Origin of the sequence: Oryzobacter telluris (assembly GCF_043099285.1) — a bacterium.
In the GTDB taxonomy this organism is placed as follows: Bacteria; Actinomycetota; Actinomycetes; order Actinomycetales; family Dermatophilaceae; genus Oryzobacter; species Oryzobacter telluris.
Window position 1 is genome coordinate 1956995 of the sequence record NZ_CP170723.1, and the last position, 18719, is coordinate 1975713.

At 73.0% G+C, this 18719-nt stretch carries 16 protein-coding genes and 1 other RNA gene; 9 read left to right on the forward strand and 8 right to left on the reverse strand.

The features are described 5' to 3' along the window. Positions 1 to 18: 18 nt before the first annotated feature. The 3 genes from ACFLFB_RS08880 (at position 19) to ACFLFB_RS08890 (ending at position 3530) form a co-directional block, all read left to right on the forward strand. Positions 19 to 1467: an RNB domain-containing ribonuclease gene (locus tag ACFLFB_RS08880; RefSeq protein WP_392545400.1), complete on the forward strand. Its 1449-nt coding sequence runs from the start codon at positions 19 to 21 to the stop codon at positions 1465 to 1467. Between the two features lie 30 nt (positions 1468 to 1497). Continuing rightward, positions 1498 to 1878: RNase P RNA component class A (gene rnpB, locus ACFLFB_RS08885), an RNA gene on the forward strand. Positions 1879 to 1943: 65 nt separating this feature from the next. Further along, positions 1944 to 3530, forward strand: a complete 1587-nt coding sequence (locus ACFLFB_RS08890) for a GAF domain-containing protein (RefSeq protein WP_392545350.1) — start codon at positions 1944 to 1946, stop codon at positions 3528 to 3530. Positions 3531 to 3584: 54 nt separating this feature from the next. On the opposite strand, the gene ACFLFB_RS08895 is transcribed toward ACFLFB_RS08890, so the two are convergent. The 3 genes from ACFLFB_RS08895 to ACFLFB_RS08905 form a co-directional block, all read right to left on the reverse strand. Then, positions 3585 to 4172 carry a hypothetical protein gene (locus ACFLFB_RS08895; RefSeq protein ID WP_392545351.1) on the reverse strand — a complete coding sequence of 196 codons (588 nt, stop codon included), beginning with the start codon at positions 4170 to 4172 and terminating at the stop codon, positions 3585 to 3587. A gap of 132 nt (positions 4173 to 4304) precedes the next feature. Then, positions 4305 to 4958, reverse strand: coding sequence for a response regulator (locus tag ACFLFB_RS08900; RefSeq protein ID WP_392545352.1), 654 nt, complete (start codon positions 4956 to 4958; stop codon positions 4305 to 4307). A gap of 47 nt (positions 4959 to 5005) precedes the next feature. Continuing rightward, complete coding sequence (locus ACFLFB_RS08905; RefSeq protein WP_392545353.1) at positions 5006 to 5443, reverse strand: pyridoxamine 5'-phosphate oxidase family protein; 438 nt, start codon at positions 5441 to 5443, stop codon at positions 5006 to 5008. Positions 5444 to 5975: 532 nt separating this feature from the next. On the opposite strand from ACFLFB_RS08905, the gene ACFLFB_RS08910 reads away from it, so the two are divergent. After that, a complete protein-coding gene (locus ACFLFB_RS08910) occupies positions 5976 to 6701 on the forward strand; it encodes a B12-binding domain-containing protein (RefSeq protein WP_392545354.1) in 726 nt (241 codons plus the stop codon). Positions 6702 to 6738: 37 nt separating this feature from the next. Further along, on the forward strand, positions 6739 to 7398 hold the full coding sequence (locus tag ACFLFB_RS08915) for an MBL fold metallo-hydrolase (protein ID WP_392545355.1): 660 nt from the start codon (positions 6739 to 6741) through the stop codon (positions 7396 to 7398). Between the two features lie 11 nt (positions 7399 to 7409). Here the strand turns inward: ACFLFB_RS08915 and ppgK are convergent, their stop codons facing one another. Further along, positions 7410 to 8189 carry a polyphosphate--glucose phosphotransferase gene (gene ppgK / locus ACFLFB_RS08920; RefSeq protein ID WP_392545356.1) on the reverse strand — a complete coding sequence of 260 codons (780 nt, stop codon included), beginning with the start codon at positions 8187 to 8189 and terminating at the stop codon, positions 7410 to 7412. Next, a complete protein-coding gene (gene map, locus ACFLFB_RS08925; RefSeq protein WP_392545357.1) occupies positions 8186 to 9058 on the reverse strand; it encodes a type I methionyl aminopeptidase in 873 nt (290 codons plus the stop codon). Before map ends, ppgK begins: the two co-directional genes overlap by 4 nt. A 49-nt stretch (positions 9059 to 9107) precedes the next feature. On the opposite strand from map, the gene ACFLFB_RS08930 reads away from it, so the two are divergent. Further along, positions 9108 to 9314 (forward strand): methionine aminopeptidase, encoded by a 207-nt coding sequence (locus ACFLFB_RS08930; protein WP_392545358.1) that lies wholly within the window; start codon positions 9108 to 9110, stop codon positions 9312 to 9314. A gap of 35 nt (positions 9315 to 9349) precedes the next feature. On the opposite strand, the gene ACFLFB_RS08935 is transcribed toward ACFLFB_RS08930, so the two are convergent. Genes ACFLFB_RS08935 through panB form a run of 3 tightly spaced genes read right to left on the reverse strand, consistent with a single transcriptional unit; the run spans position 9350 to position 11692 of the window. Next, positions 9350 to 10078, reverse strand: coding sequence for a class I SAM-dependent DNA methyltransferase (locus ACFLFB_RS08935; protein ID WP_392545359.1), 729 nt, complete (start codon positions 10076 to 10078; stop codon positions 9350 to 9352). A gap of 55 nt (positions 10079 to 10133) precedes the next feature. After that, positions 10134 to 10769, reverse strand: coding sequence for a class I SAM-dependent methyltransferase (locus ACFLFB_RS08940; RefSeq protein ID WP_392545360.1), 636 nt, complete (start codon positions 10767 to 10769; stop codon positions 10134 to 10136). 41 nt (positions 10770 to 10810) lie between these two features. Further along, entirely contained in the window at positions 10811 to 11692 is an 882-nt protein-coding gene (panB, locus tag ACFLFB_RS08945) for a 3-methyl-2-oxobutanoate hydroxymethyltransferase (protein WP_392545361.1), read from the reverse strand. Positions 11693 to 11872: 180 nt separating this feature from the next. Here panB and ACFLFB_RS08950 point away from each other — a divergent pair, with 180 nt between their 5' ends. From ACFLFB_RS08950 to ACFLFB_RS08960, 3 genes are all read left to right on the forward strand, one after another. Then, positions 11873 to 14188 (forward strand): immune inhibitor A domain-containing protein, encoded by a 2316-nt coding sequence (locus ACFLFB_RS08950; protein ID WP_392545362.1) that lies wholly within the window; start codon positions 11873 to 11875, stop codon positions 14186 to 14188. 136 nt (positions 14189 to 14324) lie between these two features. Next, the gene (gene glnA, locus ACFLFB_RS08955) at positions 14325 to 15662 is read left to right on the forward strand and encodes a type I glutamate--ammonia ligase (protein ID WP_392545363.1); all 1338 of its coding nucleotides are present in this window, start codon (positions 14325 to 14327) and stop codon (positions 15660 to 15662) included. A 5-nt stretch (positions 15663 to 15667) separates the two neighbouring features. Then, entirely contained in the window at positions 15668 to 18664 is a 2997-nt protein-coding gene (locus ACFLFB_RS08960) for a bifunctional [glutamine synthetase] adenylyltransferase/[glutamine synthetase]-adenylyl-L-tyrosine phosphorylase (protein ID WP_392545364.1), read from the forward strand. Positions 18665 to 18719: the final 55 nt, after the last annotated feature.

Genomic DNA, 18719 nt, shown 5'->3' on the forward strand with positions numbered 1-18719 from the left:
CGGGTTAGCGTGGCCGACGTGCCCCACCCCAAGGTCGTCCTCGCCCCCACCGACGCCGACGTGCCCGAGGGGAGCCTGGCCGCGCTGCGCGCCCGGTTCGCCGCGGTGCGCGAGGAGCTCGGGCTCTCGCTCGACTACCCGGCCGACGCGCTCGCCGAGGCGCAGCGGGTGGCGGCCGACCCGCCCTCGCGGCCGGACCTCGACGAGACCGACGTCCCGTTCTTCACCATCGACCCGCCCGGCTCGATGGACCTCGACCAGGCGATGCACCTCGAGCGCGACGGCGAGGGCCACCGCATCCGCTACGCCATCGCCGACGTCCCCGCCTTCGTCCTGCCCGGCAGCGCGCTCGACCAGGTGACGCGCGAGCGCGGCCAGACGATCTACTGCCCCGACGTCCGCGTGCCGCTGCACCCCGAGGTCCTGTCCGAGGACGCCGCGAGCCTGCTCCCCGACGTCGTGCGACCCGCCTACGTGTGGGACCTGCGCCTCGACGGTGCGGGGGTGATCACCTCGGCCGAGGTGCACCGGGCGCTGGTCCGCAGCGTCGAGCGGCTCGACTACGCCACGGTCCAGGCGGCCGTCGACGCCGGCACCGACGACGAGCGCTTCCTCCTGCTCAAGGAGATCGGGGAGCGCCGCCTGGAGCAGGAGCGGGCCCGCGGGGGAGCGAGCCTGCCGATGCCCGAGCAGCAGGTGAGCCAGGGCGACGACGGCGGCTTCGCCCTCGAGTTCCGCCCCCCGGTGCCCGCCGAGGACTGGAACGCCCAGATCTCGCTGGCCACCGGCATGGCGGCGGCGACGATGATGATCGACGCCGGCGTCGGCATCCTGCGCACGATGCCCGCCCCCACCGAGGACGCGCTCGGGCGGTTCCGCCGGGCGGCCCGCGGCCTCGGGGTCGAGTGGCCGCAGGGGCAGTCGTACGGCGACCTCATCCGCAGCCTGGACCGCACGAACCCGCGCCACCTCGCCCTCATCCACGAGGCCACGACGCTGTTCCGCGGCGCCGGCTACACCGCCTTCGACGGACCGGCCCCGGACGAGCGCGAGCACGGCGCCGTCGCTGCGCCCTACGCCCACGTCACCGCGCCGCTGCGCCGGCTCGTCGACCGCTTCGGGCTCGTCGTGTGCGCGGCGGTCTCGCAGGGCGACCAGGTCCCCGACGAGATCCGCGCCGCGCTGCCCGGCGTCCCCGAGCTGATGGCCGCCTCCGACCGGGTGGCCCGCTCGGCCGAGCGGGCCTGCGCCGACGCCACCGAGGCCGCCCTGCTCCACGGCCGCGAGGGGGAGACCCTGCGGGCCGTGGTCGTCGACCACGCGGAGAAGGGGATGGACGTCCAGCTCGTCGACCTTCCCGTCCTCGCCCGCGTCTCCGGCGATCGGGCCGAGCTGGGCTCGGAGGTCGACGTCGTCGTCGAGGGCGCCGACATCGCCGCCGGGAAGGTCGACCTGCGACGCGCCTGACCTGCGCGCGCCCCTACACTGGCGCACGGACGAGTCGGGCGGACGGTCGCGTCGGTGGGCAACCACCGCCGAGGAAGGTCCGGGCTCCACAGGGCAGGATGGTGGCCAACACCCACCCGGGGTGACCCGCGGGACAGTGCCACAGAGAACAGACCGCCTCGCCCGCGCAAGCGGGCGCGGTAAGGGTGAAACGGTGGTGTAAGAGACCACCAGCGGCCTGGGTGACCAGGTCGGCTCGGTAAACCCCATCCGGAGCAAGCCCAGACAGTGTGCGTTCGAGGGCGGCCCGCCCGAGCACACGGGTAGGGCGCTGGAGGTGGTCGGCAACGGCCACCCGAGATGGATGACCGTCACCGCGCGGCCGGCGACGGCGGCGCGGGACAGAACCCGGCCTACAGCCCGACTCGTCCCTCGCCCGTCGCGGGCGCGCCAGGGAAAGTCCTCGACGCACGGCGCGGATCGGCGAGGATGGCGGGGTGACCTCCGCCGAGCCCCTCCACCTCCCCGGGCCGGCCCATGCCCTCCTCAACGCCGTCTCCGCGATGTCGTCGGACCTGGACCTGCGCAGCGTCCTCATCCGGATCGTCGAGGCAGCCACGGCTCTCACCACGGCGTCCTACGGCGCGCTCGGGGTTGTGGGGGCCGACGGCCTGCTCACCGAGTTCGTCACCACCGGCATCGACGACGAGACCCACCGGCGCATCGGCGACCTGCCCCACGGGCGGGGGATCCTCGGCCTGCTCGTCAAGGAGCCGCGCGCCATCCGGATGCACGACCTGTCGGCGCACCCGCAGTCGGTGGGCTTCCCGGCGCACCACCCGCCGATGTCGGCCTTCCTCGGCGTCCCCGTGCGCATCCGGGGCACCGTGTTCGGAAACCTCTACCTCACCGAGAAGGCCGACGGGAGCGACTTCACCGCGCAGGACGAGGAGCTCGTCGAGGCCCTGGCCCGGGCTGCGGGGTTCGTCATCGAGAACGCGCGGGCGTACGGCATCAGCGAGCGGCGGCGGCAGTGGCTCGAGGCCACGGCCGAGCTCACCGAGGCGCTCCAGCCGCCGGTCGACCTGGCGCGCGCGTTGGACCGGGTGGCGACCACCGCCCGCTCGGTCACCGGGGCGGCCGCCACGGCCATCCTCGTCCTCGGCGACGACGGCAGTCCTCTCGCGGTGAGCAGCGCCTCGGACGACGCCGAGGACCTCGACGCCGTGCACGCCGCGCTCGCCGCGGTGTCGGCCACGATGGCGCGGGGGGCGGGCGAGGACCCGCTCGAGCTGGTGGCGGGGTCGTACGCGGCGGTCGCCATCCCGCTGCGGGCGCACCTGGGCGACCACGGCGTGCTCGTCGCGCTCCACGACCCCGCGGCGGAACGGCGAGGCGTCGAGGAGCTCGAGCTGCTCACCTCCTTCGCCGACCAGGCGGGGCTGGCGCTGGACCGGGCCCAGGCGGTGGCCGACCGGGCCGAGCTCGCCGTCATCTCCGACCGCGAGCGGATCGCCCGCGACCTGCACGACGTGGTGATCCAGCGGCTGTTCGCCACCGGCCTGCAGCTGCAGGGCATCTCGATGCTCGCGGCGGGCTCGGAGGTCGCCGAGCGGCTCGAGCGGGCGGTGGGCGAGCTCGACCTCACCATCAAGGACATCCGGGGGACGATCTTCGAGCTCCAGGACCGCGGCTCTGGCTCGCTGCGCCACGAGGTGCGGGCCCTGGTCCGCGAGTACGTCCCGGTCCTCGGGTTCACCCCGACGGTCCGCACGGTCGGTCCGGTCGACGCGGCGGTCCCGCCGGAGGTCCGGGCGCACCTGCTGCCGGTGCTGCGCGAGGCCATCTCCAACGTGGCCCGCCACGCCGGTGCGGGCACGGCCGAGGTCGAGCTCGAGGTCCGCGACCACGAGCTGGTCCTCACCGTCGCCGACGACGGAGCCGGGATGCCGCCCGACCGGCCCGAGAGCGGGCTGCGCAACGCCCGCCGACGGGCCGACGGGCTGGGCGGCACCCTCGGGCTGGCGCCGAACGCGCCGTCGGGCACCGTCCTCACCTGGCGGGTCCCGCTCGGCGGGGGATGACGCGGATCGGCCACCCGCGCGCAGCGACGGGTGGCCGACCGGCCGGTGCCGGGACTACCGGAGGAACGCGACGCGCTCCGCGACCCGGGTGCCGGCCCACCAGCGACCCAGGCCCCAGGTGGTCCCTGCCGCACCGGCCGCCAGGACGGCCATCGCGATGACGCCGATGACGTGGTCGTCGACGACCGGGTTGTTCTCCAGCGGCAGCACCGCGGCGTACATGAACGCGTACATCAGGGCCCCGGCCGCGGTGGCGAGACGCATGGCCACCCCGGCGAGCAGGGCGACGCCGATGCCGAGCAGCCCGAGCATGAACAGCCAGTCCACGAGGGCGCTGCCGGCCATGCCGTTGAAGACCGTCTTGAACGGGTTGCCCTCGGGGACCGCGAAGCTGAGGAAGCCCTTCGTGGGGCTGCCGCCGTTGATCCACGCGGCGTCGCCGAACCGGTCGAGGTTGCCCTTCTGGTCGTACCCGGTGTGGAAGCCGAGGGCGAAGGTCTTGTCGAGGAACGCCCACAGGAAGGTGACGCCGTAGGCGATGCGCAGGGCCGCGAGCGAGCGGTCGAGCCACGTCGGCCGGTCGGCGGTCTGGGCGGTGGGGCCGCTGGTGCGGTCGGTGCGGTGACGGGTCGTGGTGCTCATGGTGGGCTCCTCGTGAGGTGGTGCTCTTGCTGTCACCTCGAGCGTGCTCCGGCCGCCGCCGGTCGGGCAGGGCACGTGGTCACCGGGTCGTGGGACCAAGGTCCCCTCGCGCGGGTGCCGTCCGGCGGTGGCTCAGGCCTGCGGGCCGTGCGGGTCGCGCAGCAGGCGCGAGGCCAGCACCGCGGCCTGGGTGCGGCGTTCGACGCCGAGCTTGGCCAGGATCGTGGACACGTAGTTCTTCACGGTCTTCTCGGCGAGGAACATCTGCTCGCCGATCTGCCGGTTGGTCATGCCCTGCGCGATGAAGCCCAGGAGGCGGCGCTCCTGCTCGGTCAGCCCGGCCAGCTCCGGCGCGCCCGTGTCGCCGCTGCGCACCCGCTCCAGGACCCGGGCGGTGAGGGAGGGGTCGATGAGCGAGTTGCCGGCGGCCACCTGGCGGATCGCCCCCACGAGGTCGTTGCTGCGGATGTCCTTGAGGACGTACCCCGAGGCGCCGGCCATGATGGCGGCGAACAGCGCGTCGTCGTCGTCGTACGACGTGAGGATCAGCGCCTTGATCGACGGGTCCACCGACCGAATGGCGCGGCACACCTCGATGCCGGACCCGTCGGACAGCCGGGCGTCGAGGACGGCGACGTCGGGTCGCAGGGCGGGGATCCTCGCCACGGCCTCCGCGGCGGTGGCGGCCTCGCCGACCACCTCGATGTCGTGGCGCTCGAGGAGGAAGCGCAGGCCCTCGCGGACCACGTCGTGGTCATCGAGGAGGAAGACGCGCACCGGGTCCACGTCGGCAGTCTAGGAGGGTGCGCTGCCCGGCCGTCGGCCTCCGGGGGTCAGGCCGTGTGCCGGGCGTGGCCGGGGGTGGTCTCGGGCTCGCTGCCGAGGCGGCGGCCGGTGAGCTCGCTCCACGGGATCCGCAGGAACAGGGCCCGGCCGCCGCTCGCCCACGGCTGCGGCTCCCACACCGCACGGATGTGGTCGACCTCGACCTGCTCGCGCACGACCTCGGCCCGACCCCGGGCGACGACGCTCCAGCCCTGGCGGCTCGCCGCGTCGAACGCGTCGACCTCGAAGGCGACCATGGCACCGCGACCGTGGGTGCCGAGCAGGCTGTACGGCGAGGTCCGCACGACGATCGCCGAGTCGACCACCGAGTAGTTGAGGGGCACGATGTGCGGCCCGTCGGGGGCGGCGAGGGCCAGGCGGCCCGCGACCCCGGAGCGCAGCAGGGCGGTGCACTCGGAGTAGCTGAGCGGGCGTGGGTGCGGCATCACCGTGGTCCGTCGGTCCTGGTCACGTCCCCGATCCTGCGGCGGACGCGGCAACGGCGGCAGGGCCATTGGTCCCGGAACCCGGGGGCCGTCGGGCCCGGATGACGGCGCCGGGCGCCATGGCCCCCGTCGACACGAGCCCGGACATGGTGCGACCCCGGTGCGCCGGCCCTTCGCCGCGGGCAGGGGGAACGCGGCGAGGTCCTGGCGCACCGGGGTCGAGGACCGGATGGTGCCCCCGGTCGAGAGAGATGGCCGGTGCAGGGTTCCTGCCATCTCGTGTCGCTGGTCGGTGCAGGGTTCCTCCCTGCGACATGGGGAAACCATGTCAGGGGACGGCGCCGATGTGGGGGTTTTTGTCGCTCGCATCGTCCGAACGGCGCCTCGGACGGTCCGAGCAGACGAGGCGTGTCGCCTGACATCCGCCGTCTGCGCGCCCCCGACCTGCGAGAACCGTGGTCGGGAGGGGCTCCGGGCAGCGTTTCGTGTCGTATCTTCAGCAGACACCGACGTGCCGTGCCGAAGGACCCCGATGACCGCTGATGCCCCGTTCGACCACGAGTCCGCCCGCACCACGGTCCTGGCGGCCGTGCGCGACCTCGACGGGGCGTGCGTGCGCGACGTGCTGCTCCAGTCGCTCCTGGTCTCCGGCGTCGACGCCACGGTCACCGAGGTCGTCATGCCGGTGCTCAGGGCGGTGGGGGACGCCTGGGAGACCGGCGAGCTCAGCGTGCTGCACGAACACTTCGTCTCCAGCTCGTTCCGCGGCGTGCTCGGTGAGCTGCGGATGCCGGTGCAGGGCGAGCAGGTGCGCACCGTGGTGCTCGCGTGCCCGCCCCACGAGCTGCACGACCTGCCCCTCGAGCTGTTCGGGGCCATGCTGCACGCGCGCTGGTGGCGGGTGGTCAGCCTCGGTGCCAACACCCCGATGACGGCGATCGGCGAGGCCGTGCGCTTCCTGCGGGCCGACGCGTGCGTCATCGCCGGCGTGCGTCGGTCGGCCTTCGAGTCGCGCGTGCCCTCGCTGACCCGACTCGGGAGCCGCGTCCCGCTCTTCCTCGCGGGGGAGGGTGCGGCAGCGCTGGCGAGCGCTCCGCCCGGCACGACGATCCTGCCGCGCTCGCTGCGCGAGGCAGCGGTGCTCGTCGACTCCGTGGGCGCCCCCGTCGCGGCCGCGGCCGTCACGAGCCCGGCGCCGGCCCCCGAGATGGCCGGGGCCGGTGGCGTCGACGACGACGGGGCGAGCGCGGTCGGCTGACCGCCGTCCGGGCCCGCGCCGGTCGTACGGTGGGGCCATGCGGATCACCCACCTCGGCCACGCCTGCCTCCTCGTCGAGGCCGCGGACGCGCGCGTCCTCATCGACCCCGGGACCTTCTGCGAGGACCTGTCCGAGGTCCGCGACCTCGATGCCGTGCTCGTCACCCACCAGCACCCGGACCACCTCGACCCCGGCCGCGTCCCCGCCCTGGTCGCCGCCAACCGCGGTGTCGTCGTGCTCTGCGACCCGATGAGCGTCGAGGTCCTCGAGCGCCTCGGGGTGGAGGCCCGAGACCACTCGGGTGGGGCCACGACGGTCGGCGGCGTCACCGTCACCCCGTTCGGGCAGCAGCACGCCCTCATCCACGACGACCTCCCGCGCATCACGAACGTCGGGGTCCGCCTCGACGCCGACGGTGAGCCCTCGTTCTTCCACCCGGGTGACGCCCTCGACGCCGAGCCCGGGCAGGTCGACGTCCTCGCCTTCCCGCTCCAGGCGCCGTGGCAGCGCAGCCGCGACATGACGGCGTTCCTGCGCCGGCTGGCCGCTCCGCACGCCGTCCCCGTGCACGACGGGCTGCTGCAGAAGCGGGGCCGCGACCTCTACCTCGGCCAGGCCGGGCAGCTGGGGTCACCGGACACGCGCCTGCACGACCTCGCCGGCCGTGGCGCGGTGGAGTTCGCCGCGGGCGAGTAGCCCCCCGACACTCAGCTGGTGTGGCGGCCGCGCTCGTTCTGCACACCGGTGGCCAGGACGGCGGCGCCGATGATGCCCGCCTTGTTCTTCAGCGTCGCCGGGATGATCTCGGTGCGCAGGTCGAGCAGCGGGAGGAACTGGTCGGAGTCCTTGGAGACGCCGCCGCCGACGACGATGAGGTCGGGCCAGAGCAGGTCCTCGAGGCGGCGGTAGTACTGCTGCAGGCGGGCGGCCCACTCCTCGTAGCTGAGGTCCTCGCGGGTCTTCGCCGAGGACGCGGCGATCGTCTCGGCGTCGACGCCGTCGATCTCGAGGTGGCCGAGCTCGGAGTTCGGCACCAGCACACCGCGGTTGAAGATCGCGGTGCCGATGCCGGTGCCGAGCGTGGTGAGGACTACGAGCCCGTCGTGCCCCTTGGCCGCGCCGAAGTGCAGCTCGCCGACGCCGGCGGCATCTGCGTCGTTGACGACGACGACGTCGTGCTGGAGGCGGTCCTCGAGGAGCTTCTCGATCTCGCAGCCGATCCACGACTTGTCGATGTTCGCGGCCGTCTTGACGACGCCGTGCTGCACGACCCCCGGGATGGTCACGCCGATGGGGGAGTCGCTGCGGACCTCGTCGAAGTGGTCGACGACCTGGGCGATGACGTCGCACACGGCCTCGGGGGTGGAGACCGAGGGGGTGTCGATGCGCAGGCGCTTCTGGGCGAACTCGCCCTTGCCGAGGTCGACGGGTGCGCCCTTGATGCCGCTGCCGCCGACGTCGATGCCGAGGGGATGTCCGGTGCTCATGCTGCGTCTCCCTGGGTGAGGATCTCGGGTCCGTCGTCGGTGACGAGGATCGTGTGCTCGAACTGTGCCGAACGACGGCGGTCCTTGGTGACCACCGTCCACCTGTCGTCCCACATGTCCCACTCCGGGGTGCCGAGGTTGAGCATGGGTTCCACGGTGAAGGTCATGCCCGGCTCGATGACGGTGTCGTAGGACGGCGCCGCGTCGTAGTGGGGGACGATCAGCCCGCTGTGGAACGCCGTGCCGATGCCGTGGCCGGTGAAGTCGCGCACCACCCCGTAGCCGAAGCGCCGCGCGTAGCTCTCGATGACGCGGCCGATGACGTTGATCTCCCGACCGGGGCGGGCGGCGCGGATGCCGCGCATCATCGCCTCCTTCGTCCGCTCGACGAGGAGGCGCGACTCCTCGTCGACGTCGCCGACGAGGTAGGTGGCGTCGGTGTCGCCGTGGACGCCGCCGATGAAGGCGGTGATGTCGATGTTGACGATGTCGCCGTCCTCGAGGCGGCGGTCGTCGGGGATGCCGTGGCAGACGACCTCGTTGACCGACGTGCACAGCGACTTGGGGAAGGCCTTGTAACCGAGCGTCGACGGGTAGGCGCCGTGGTCGAGGAGGTACTCGTGGCCGACCCGGTCGATCTCGTCGGTGGTGACCCCCGGCGCGATGACGGCGGCGGCCGCGGCCATCGCGTTCGCGGCGATGCGGCCGGCGACGCGCATCCGCTCGATCGTCTCGGCGTCCTTGACCTCGGGGCCCGTGTAGCGCACCGGCTGGGGCTTGTCGACGTACTCGGGTCGGGCGATGCTCGCGGGGACCCCCCGGCGCGGAGAGATCGTCCCTGGGGCGACGGAGGCGTACGTCAACGGCATACGGTGAGTCTAGGCACGACGCCCGAACCCGATCCTCAGGAGGAACCCCATGCCCTACTGGTACAACGTCGACTCCGGAGCCGTCGAGACCGACGACGACCGCAGCCAGGACGCCAACGTCATGGGTCCCTACGACAGCCACGAGGCCGCGGCGAACGCCCTCCAGCACGCCCGCGAGAACACCGAGAAGTGGGACCGCGAGGACAAGGAGTGGTCCTCGGGCGGCAGCTTCGACTCCGAGGCCCAGGAGGACTGAGCCCCCGCGGGTCCCACGCTCCGCGTGGGTCGCGCCTAGGGGCGGCGCCAGACGGAGACGTGGGACTCGCTGTCGCCGGTGAACGGGTCGCCCTGCCAGGTCGACCAGCGGCTCTCGGGCTCGAGGCCGGCGAGCTGGGCCATGAGGTCGCACTCCTCGGGCCAGACGTAGCGGTAGTGGTGGACCCCGTACCGGAAGCGGCCGTCCTCCTCACGCGTCCAGTGGTGCGAGGTGCCCTGCTGCCCGACGAGGTCGTAGGTGTCGACGCCGAGGTGCCCGTCGCTGACGTCGAACGGGACGGCGGTCTGCCCGGGCGGGAGCCGGCGCAGCGACGGGACGCCGATCTCGACCAGGAACCGCCCACCCGGCCCGAGGTGCCGTGCCGCGTTGCGGAAGCAGGCCACCTGCTCGGCCTGGGTGCGCAGGTTCCCCAGCGTGTTGAACACGAGGTAGACCAGCGAGAACTCGCCCGGCACCGTCGCGGCGGCCATGTCCCCGACGACGACCGGCAGGTCGGGGCGCTTGGCGTGCAGCCGGTCGACCATCGGCTGCGAGAGCTCGATCCCGCTGACGTCCACACCCCGCTCGGCCAGCGGGATGGCCACGCGCCCCGTGCCGACCGCGAGCTCGAGCACCCGACCGCCGCACGCCAACCCGACGAGCCGGTCGACCGTGGGGTCGAGCACCTCCGGGCGGAACATCGCCGTCGACGACTCGTCGTAGCGTTCGGCCGCCTCGGCGGTCCACAGGTCGCTGCTCGTCATCGCCCCACCCTCACCCGCCGCCACCGGGGAGGGCCACCGGATTTCCGCGGACCGGTCAGCCGGCGCGGCGGCGGTGGACCGAGACGGCGTAGTCACCGCCGGTCACGAAGGGCTGCCTGTCCCACGTGGCGTAGCGCCCGATGAAGGCGAGCCCGGCGGCGTCGGCGAGCCGGTCGTACGAACGCAGGTCCACGCGTGCCGCCGCCCGCGGCAGCGACCCCCCGAGGCCGAACCCGGCCACGAGGTACCCGCGCGGGGCGAGGTGCGTCGCCAGCCGCTCGAGCACGGTCCCCAGCGTCCCGTCGGCGAGGTAGGGCACGACGTTGCCGGCGAGGACGACGGCGTGGAACTCCTGCTCGGTGCGCAGGTCGAGGGTCGACAGGTCGGCGACGACGAACCGGGTGTCGACGTCCTCCTGGCGGGCGATGGCGACGAGGTCGGCGTCGGCATCGACCCCGATCGCGGTGTGCCCCAACCGGGTCAGCTCCGAGGCCACCCGCCCGAACCCGCACCCGGCGTCGAGCACGCGGGAGGGCGGCGGGACGAGCTCGGTGACGAAGCGGGCCTCGCCGTGGAGGTCCTCACCGGCCTGCTCGAGGTCGAGGAAGCGGCGCCGGTACGCGGCCGCGGCCTCGGGCCCGCTCTGGAGGGCCGACCAGCGGGTGGGCGAGGGGGCGTTCGGGGTGTCCATGGGCCACATGCCGGTGCGACGTCCTTCCGGAGCCGTTGGTTTCAGGCGTCGAACGAGTGCTCGGCGGCCGGGAAGGTGCCGCCCGCGACGTCGGCGGCGTAGGCCACCGCGGCGTCGTGGAGGGCGCCGCGCAGGTCGGCGTACTTCTTGACGAACCGGGGAGCCCGCCCGCCGCGCAGCCCGGCCATGTCCTGCCAGACGAGGACCTGGGCGTCGCAGTGCGGCCCGGCGCCGATGCCGATGGTCGGGATCCGCAGCGCCTCGGTGACCTTGGCGGCGGCCGGGGCGGGCACCATCTCCATGACGATCGCGAAGCAGCCGGCCTCCTCCAGGGCCAGCGCGTCGTCGAGGAGCTTGTCGGCGCCGGAGCCGCGGCCCTGGACCTTGTAGCCGCCGAGGACGTGCTCGCTCTGCGGGGTGAACCCGATGTGGCCCATGACGGGGATGCCGGCGCGCACGAGGAGCTCGACCTCCGGCACCATCGCCCGGCCGCCCTCGAGCTTCACGGCGTGGGCGAGCCCCTCCTTCATGAACCGCGTGGCGGTGGCCAGCGCCTGCTGCGGGCTGGCCTGGTAGGACCCGAACGGCAGGTCGGCGACGACCATCGCGTGACGCGCGGCGCTCGTCACGGCCTTGACGAGGGGCACCAGGTGGTCGACGGTCACCGGCACCGTGGTCTCGAAGCCGTAGACGTTGTTGCCCGCGCTGTCACCCACGAGGAGCACCGGGATCCCGGCCTCGTCGAAGATCTCGGCGGTGTACATGTCGTACGCCGTGAGCATCGTCCACTTCTCCCCGCGCTCCTTCATCTGGAGCAGGTGCGGGATGCGGATGCGGCGCTGCGGCGCGGCCTGCGCCCCGGTCCCGTAGGGGGCCGTGGACTCCGGGGCGGGGGCGGTCGAGGACGGCGTCGGCTCGCTCATGCGCCGATCGTATGCCTGCCCCCGGGGTCCGTCAGCGGCCCTTGTCGGGAGGATCACCGGCCGCCGTGCACAGGTCACCGAAGAATTTGCTGAGTTCCTCCCCCTTATGGAACGGCTCCAGATGTGGTGAGGTGTCCGCGGCCCACGTGCAGGGCCTGGGCTCACCCACTTGGAGGAATCGTGAAGCCACGCATCATCGCGGCCGCAACAGGGGCGGCCGCCCTCGCCTGTGCCCTCGCCGTCCAGGCGCCGGCGCAGGCGCAGCAGACCAACGACGCGCCCAGCGCGTCGACGGCCACCAAGCGGCCGGACAACCGTCCCGGCCCGAAGACCGCCGAGCAGCAGCGCAAGCAGGCCAAGGCCCTCGCGCTCCTGCGCAAGGGCAAGGCCCAGCTCAAGCCCCAGAAGGGCGGCGGCGCGACCGTGGCCCTGACGAACGCCGCAGGGGAGACCGAGTTCGCCGAGTTCCCGGTCGACAAGACCGACAAGGTCTTCACGATCCTGTCGGAGTTCGGCGAGACGCCGGCCCCCGGCAAGCTCGGTTCCGACCCGGGGCCGCTGCACAACGAGATCGCGGAGCCCGGGGCGGACGACAACTCCACCTACTGGATCCCGGACTTCGACAAGGCGCACTACGAGCGGATGTTCAACGGCCCCTCGCCGTCGTTCGCCGACTTCTACGCCAAGCAGTCCGGTGGCAAGTACACCGCGATCAACACGGTGAGCGACTGGGTCAAGGTGCCCGGCAACTCCTCCACCTACGGTGACAACACCGTCGAGGACTACGGCGGCTCGTGGGCCTTCATCCGCGACTCGGCCAACGCCTGGTACGCCAAGGAGAAGGCGGCCGGCAAGACCGACGCCCAGATCAAGACCTACCTCGCGCGGTTCGACGTCTGGGACCGCAACGACTACGACGGCGACGGCAACTTCAACGAGGCCGACGGCTACATCGACCACTTCCAGGCCGTGCACTCCGGTGCGGGCGAGGAGGCCGGCGCCCCCGAGGACGCCATCTGGTCGCACCGCTGGTTCGCCTACCCCGGCGGCGCCGGTACCGCGGGCCCGACGCAGAACCGCAACGGCGGCACCCAGATCGGTGACTCCGGCCTGTGGATCGGCGACTACACCGTCGAGCCCGAGAACGGCGGCCTGGGCGTGTTCACGCACGAGTTCGGCCACGACCTGGGCCTCCCGGACTACTACGACACCGCCGGTGGCGAGAACGGCACCGCGTTCTGGACGATCATGTCGTCGGGCTCCTGGCTCAACGAGGGTGAGGCCGCGGGCGACGCCATCGGCACCACCCCCGGTGGCTTCGGCCCCGAGGAGAAGCTCTTCCTCGGCTGGCTCGACCACTCGACGGTGACCGCCGGCACGTCCGGCACCTACACGCTCAGCCCGTCGGAGCAGACGCTCACCGGGCAGGACCAGGCGGTCAAGGTCAACCTCCCGGACTCGTCCTACACCGACGCGTACACCACCCCGAAGACCGGGTCGTACGCCTGGTGGTCCGGTCGGGGCGACGACCTCAAGAACACCCTGACCCGCAGCCTGAACGTGACGGCGGGACAGACGGTCACCGTCACGGCCGACCTCTGGTACCAGATCGAGGAGGCCTACGACTACCTCTACGCCGAGTACTCGACCAACGGTGGAACCACCTGGACCCAGGCCGGCACCGCGATCACGGGCGAGGGGGCGAAGTGGTCGGGCAAGCGCTGGACCTTCAAGCCGACCACGACCGGCGCGGCGACGTTCCGCTTCCGCTACGCCACCGACGGCGGGTACAACGAGGCCGGTGCGTTCATCGACAACATCGCCATCAAGCTCGGCAACACGGTCGCGGTGACCGACGGGGCCGAGAGCGGTGACAACGGCTGGACCTCGGTCGGCTGGAAGCGCTCCACCGGGACCGAGAAGCGGTCCGGCGAGCGCTACTACCTGCTCGAGAACCGTCAGTACGTCGGGTACGACCACACCCTGCAGGTGGGGCCCTACCAGTTCGACAAGGCGTACACCGCTCCGGACCACGTCGAGCGCTTCCCGTTCCAGAACGGGATGCTCGTCTGGCTGGTCGACCACGGCCAGCCCGACAACAACGTCATCACGCACCCGGGCGCCGGGTACGCGATGCCGGTCGACGCCCGTCCGAACACGCTCACCTACAGCGACGGCAGCAGCCCGAGCAACCGGCGTGAGCCGTTCGACGCCGTCTTCGGCCTCGAGCAGATGGACCCGGTCTGCCTCCACAAGGAGGTCGCGGTCAAGGCCAACGGCAAGACGACGATCCAGACGCTCCTGGCGTGCAACGAGCGGCCCGGCATGCGTGACCCGAAGCCGACCTTCGACGACTCGGACGTCAACGCCTACTACGACCTCGCCGCGCCGCAGAACTCGGTGAAGGTGGCCGGGGTCGGCGTCACGGCGACCGTCACGGGCGGCACCACCGGGTCGCTGACGGTCAAGGTCAGCAACCCCGCGGCGAAGCCCTGACCGGCTGACCGCAGCACGACGAGGAGGGGCCCCGGCGACCGCCGGGGCCCCTCCCGCGGTCCCGGGGGAGAGGCGCACACCGTCCGGAGCATGTCGGTGTCACACGAGGGACACACGGGTGCGGCAGGATCGGACCATGGACCGTCAGCAGGAGTTCGTCCTCCGCACCATCGAAGAGCGCGACATCCGGTTCGTCCGGCTCTGGTTCACCGACGTGCTCGGCACCCTGAAGTCCGTGGCGATCGCCCCGGCCGAGCTCGAGGGCGCCTTCGCCGAGGGCATCGGCTTCGACGGCTCGGTCATCGAGGGGTTCGCCCGCGTCTACGAGGCCGACATGCTCGCCAAGCCCGACCCGAGCACCTTCCAGGTGCTGCCGTGGCGCGGCGAGAGCCCCGGCACCGCGCGGATGTTCTGCGACCTCACCCTCCCCGACGGCACGCCGAGCATGGCCGACCCGCGCCACGTCCTCCAGCGCGCGCTGACCAAGGCCGCCGACCAGGGCTTCACGTTCTACACGCACCCCGAGATCGAGTTCTTCCTCCTCAAGCAGGGCTGGGAGCCGGGTCGCGCGCCCGAGCCGATCGACCAGTCGGGGTACTTCGACCACGTCCCGCACGGCAACAGCCACGACTTCCGCCGCGCCGCCATCGGCATGCTCGAGACGATGGGCATCTCCGTCGAGTTCAGCCACCACGAGGGCGCCCCCGGCCAGAACGAGATCGACCTGCGCTACGCCGACGCGCTCTCCACGGCCGACAACATCATGACCTTCCGCGCGGTCATCAAGGAGGTCGCCCTCGAGCAGGGCATCGTCGCCTCCTTCATGCCCAAGCCGTTCGCCGAGCACCCCGGCTCGGCCATGCACACCCACCTCTCGCTGTTCGAGGGCGACACCAACGCCTTCCACGAGCCCGGCTCCCCGTACCAGCTCTCGAAGGTCGCCCGGCAGTTCATCGCCGGCCTGCTCCACCACGGCGCCGAGATCACCGCGGTCACCAACCAGTGGGTCAACTCCTACAAGCGGCTCTGGGGTGGCGGCGAGGCCCCGGCCCACCTGACCTGGGGGCACAACAACCGCTCCGCGCTGGTCCGGGTGCCGATGTACAAGCCGAACAAGGGCAACAGCAGCCGCGTCGAGGTGCGCAGCCTCGACTCCGCGTGCAACCCGTACCTCGCGTTCGCCGTCCTGCTCTCCGCCGGGCTCAAGGGCATCGAGGAGGGCTACGAGCTCCCGCCGGAGACCGAGGACGACGTCTGGAGCCTCACCGACGCCGAGCGCCGGGCCATGGGCATCCAGCCCCTGCCGGCCAGCCTCAGCGAGGCGATCACGGTGATGGAGAACAGCGACCTCGTCGCGGAGACCCTCGGCGAGCACACCTTCGACTTCTTCCTGCGCAACAAGCGGGCGGAGTGGAACGACTACCGCAACCAGGTCACCGCCTTCGAGCTCGATCGCTACCTGCTCCGACTCTGACGGGCATGAGCTCCCGCGGGCCCGGCTCCGTCCCGGCCGCCATCGCGCGGCTCGGCTTCGACGACCCCTCACGCGCGCACGCCCTCCTCCAGGACCCCGCGGTCGCCGACCTCATCCGCTCGCGCGAGCACATCGAGGAGCACGGGCTCGCCGAGGCGCTGGCCGCCGTCCCCGACCCCGACGGCGCGCTCCTCGGGCTCGTCCGGTTCATGGAGGCCGCGAACCGGGTCGCCGCGCTGCGTGGCCCGGTCACGGCCGCGATGGGCGCGCCGGGGGTCGCGCGCGACCGGCTCCTCGCGGTCCTCGGGTCCTCGGCCGCGCTCGGGGACCACCTCTGCGCGCACCCGCACCACTGGGTGGCCGTCACCGAGGCGTCCCGGCTCACCGTCGACCAGCGGGTCGAGCGGCTCGTCGGTGCGGTGTCCGACCCCGGTGACGTCCCGGCGGTCGACGTGCTGCGCACCGCGTACCGCGAGCAGCTGCTCGGCATCGCCGCGCTCGACCTCACCTCGCCCGACCCGGTGCGCACCCTGCCCGACACGGCCGGTGCCCTCGCCGACCTGGCGCAGGCCGCGCTCGAGGCGGCCCTCGTCATCGCCCGCGCCGAGGTCGGTGACGCCGCGGCGCGCACGCGGCTGGCCGTCATCGCCATGGGGAAGACCGGCGGCTGCGAGCTGAACTACATCTCGGACGTCGACGTCATCTTCGTCGCCGAGCCGGCCGACGGCGTGGCGGAGGAGGACTCCACCGCCGTCGCCACCGACCTCGCCACCCGCCTCATGCGGATCTGCTCGGCGTCGACGGCCACGGGGTCGCTGTGGCAGGTCGACCCCGCCCTGCGGCCCGAGGGCAAGAACGGCCCGCTGGTGCGCACGGTGGCCAGCCACCGCGCGTACTACGAGCGCTGGGCCAAGACGTGGGAGTTCCAGGCGCTGCTCAAGGCCCGGGCGGTGGCCGGCGACCCGGAGGTGGGCCGGGCCTACGTCGACGCCGTGCAGCCGATGGTGTGGCAGGCCTCCAGCCGCGAGAACTTCGTCGACGACGTCCAGGCGATGCGCCGCCGGGTGGAGGAGCACATCCCCGCCGCGGAGGCCGAGCGGCAGCTCAAGCTCGGTGCCGGAGGACTGCGCGACGTCGAGTTCTCCGTCCAGCTCCTCCAGCTCGTGCACGGTCGGGCCGACGAGTCGCTGCGCACGGGAACCACCCTCGACGGCCTGGCGGCGCTGTCCGCCGGCGGGTACGTCGGCCGTGAGGACGCCGCCACCCTCGAGGCCGCGTACCGGCTGCTGCGCACCCTCGAGCACCGCATCCAGCTGTTCCGCCTGCGGCGCACCCACCTGATGCCGACCGGAGAGGCCGACCTGCGTCGCCTCGGTCGCGCCCTGGGACACCGGTCCTCGCCCGCCGAGGCGGTGCTGGCGCAGTGGCGAACCCAGAAGCGCGAGGTGCGGCGCCTGCACGAGCGGATCTTCTACCGGCCGCTGCTCTCCGCCGTCGCCCGGCTGTCCGACTCCGACGTCCGGCTCACCCCGGAGGCCGCGCGCGAGCGGCTCTCGGCGCTGGGCTTCCGCGACCCGCGCGGCGCCCTGAAGCACCTCGAGGCGCTCACCGACGGGCTGAGCCGGCGGGCCGCCATCCAGCGCCAGCTGCTGCCGGTGATGCTCGGGTGGTTCGCCGACGAGGCCGACCCCGACGCCGGCCTGCTCGCCTTCCGCAAGATCAGCGACCAGCTCGGCTCCACGCACTGGTACCTGCGCCTGCTGCGCGACGAGGGCTCGGCGGCCGAGCGGCTCGCGCACACCCTGGCGCGCAGCCGGTTCGCCGCCGACCTGCTCGAGCAGGCACCCGAGTGCGTGCAGTTCCTCGGCGACTCGGCCGGCCTCACCCCGCGCTCGCGCGAGGACGTGCTGCGCCGGATGCGCTCGGCCGCGGGGCGCAAGGACGACCCGACGTCGGCCGTGCTGGCCGCCCGCACGGTGCGGCGCTCGGAGCTGTTCCGGATCGCCGTGGCCGACCTCTCGGGGGCGCTCCCGCTGGAGGCCCTCGGCACCTCGATGACCGACCTCACCGCGGCGCTGCTCGAGGTCACCCTCGAGGTCTGCCTGCGCGATGTCGAGGAGCGCACCGGCGCTCCCGCGCTCACCAGGCTCCTCGTCGTGGGGATGGGGCGCCTCGGCGGGGGCGAGCAGGGCTACGGCTCCGACGCCGACGTCATGTTCGTCCACGACCCGCTCCCCGGCGCCGACGAGCAGGCCGCCCAAGGCCAGGCGATGGAGGTCGTCAAGGAGCTGATCCGCCTCCTCGGTCTGCGGGGGCCCGACCCGAACCTCGACGTCGACGCCTCCCTGCGCCCCGAGGGCAAGAGCGGGCCGCTCGTGCGCTCGCTCGCGTCGTACCGCGAGTACTACGACCGCTGGTCGCTCGTCTGGGAGGCCCAGGCGCTGCTGCGTGCCACCCCGGTCGCGGGCGACCCCGAGCTGGGCGAGCGCTTCCTCGAGCTCATCGCCCCGCTGCGCTGGCCCGAGGGCGGTCTCACCGCCGACCAGGTCCGTGAGATCCGCACCCTCAAGGCGCGGATGGAGTCCGAGCGCCTCCCGCGGGGCGCCGACCGCAAGACCCACTTCAAGCTGGGCCACGGCGGCCTGTCCGACGTGGAGTGGGTCGTCCAGCTCCTCCAGCTCGCCCATGCCCACGAGCACCCTGGGCTGCGGACCCCCTCGACGATGGCGGCGCTGGGGGAGGCCGAGCGGCTCGGCCTCGTCGACCCCGGGCACGCCGCCGACCTCTCCGCGGCGTGGCGGCTGGCGTCGGCGATGCGCAACGCCGGCGTGCTCTTCCGGGCCAAGGCGCTCGAGGCCGTCCCGTCCGACCCCCGCGACGCCGACGGCATCGCCCGCATCCTCGGACTGCGCGCCGGGTCGGGCCAGGAGCTGGGGGAGCGGTACCGCCGGGTCGCGCGGCACTCGCGCGCGGCGCACGAGGCGGTCTTCTACGACGCGTGATTCCTGAGAGGGGCCGACCGGTCCCTCCGGTGGGTCGCGGCAGCCCCTGACCTGC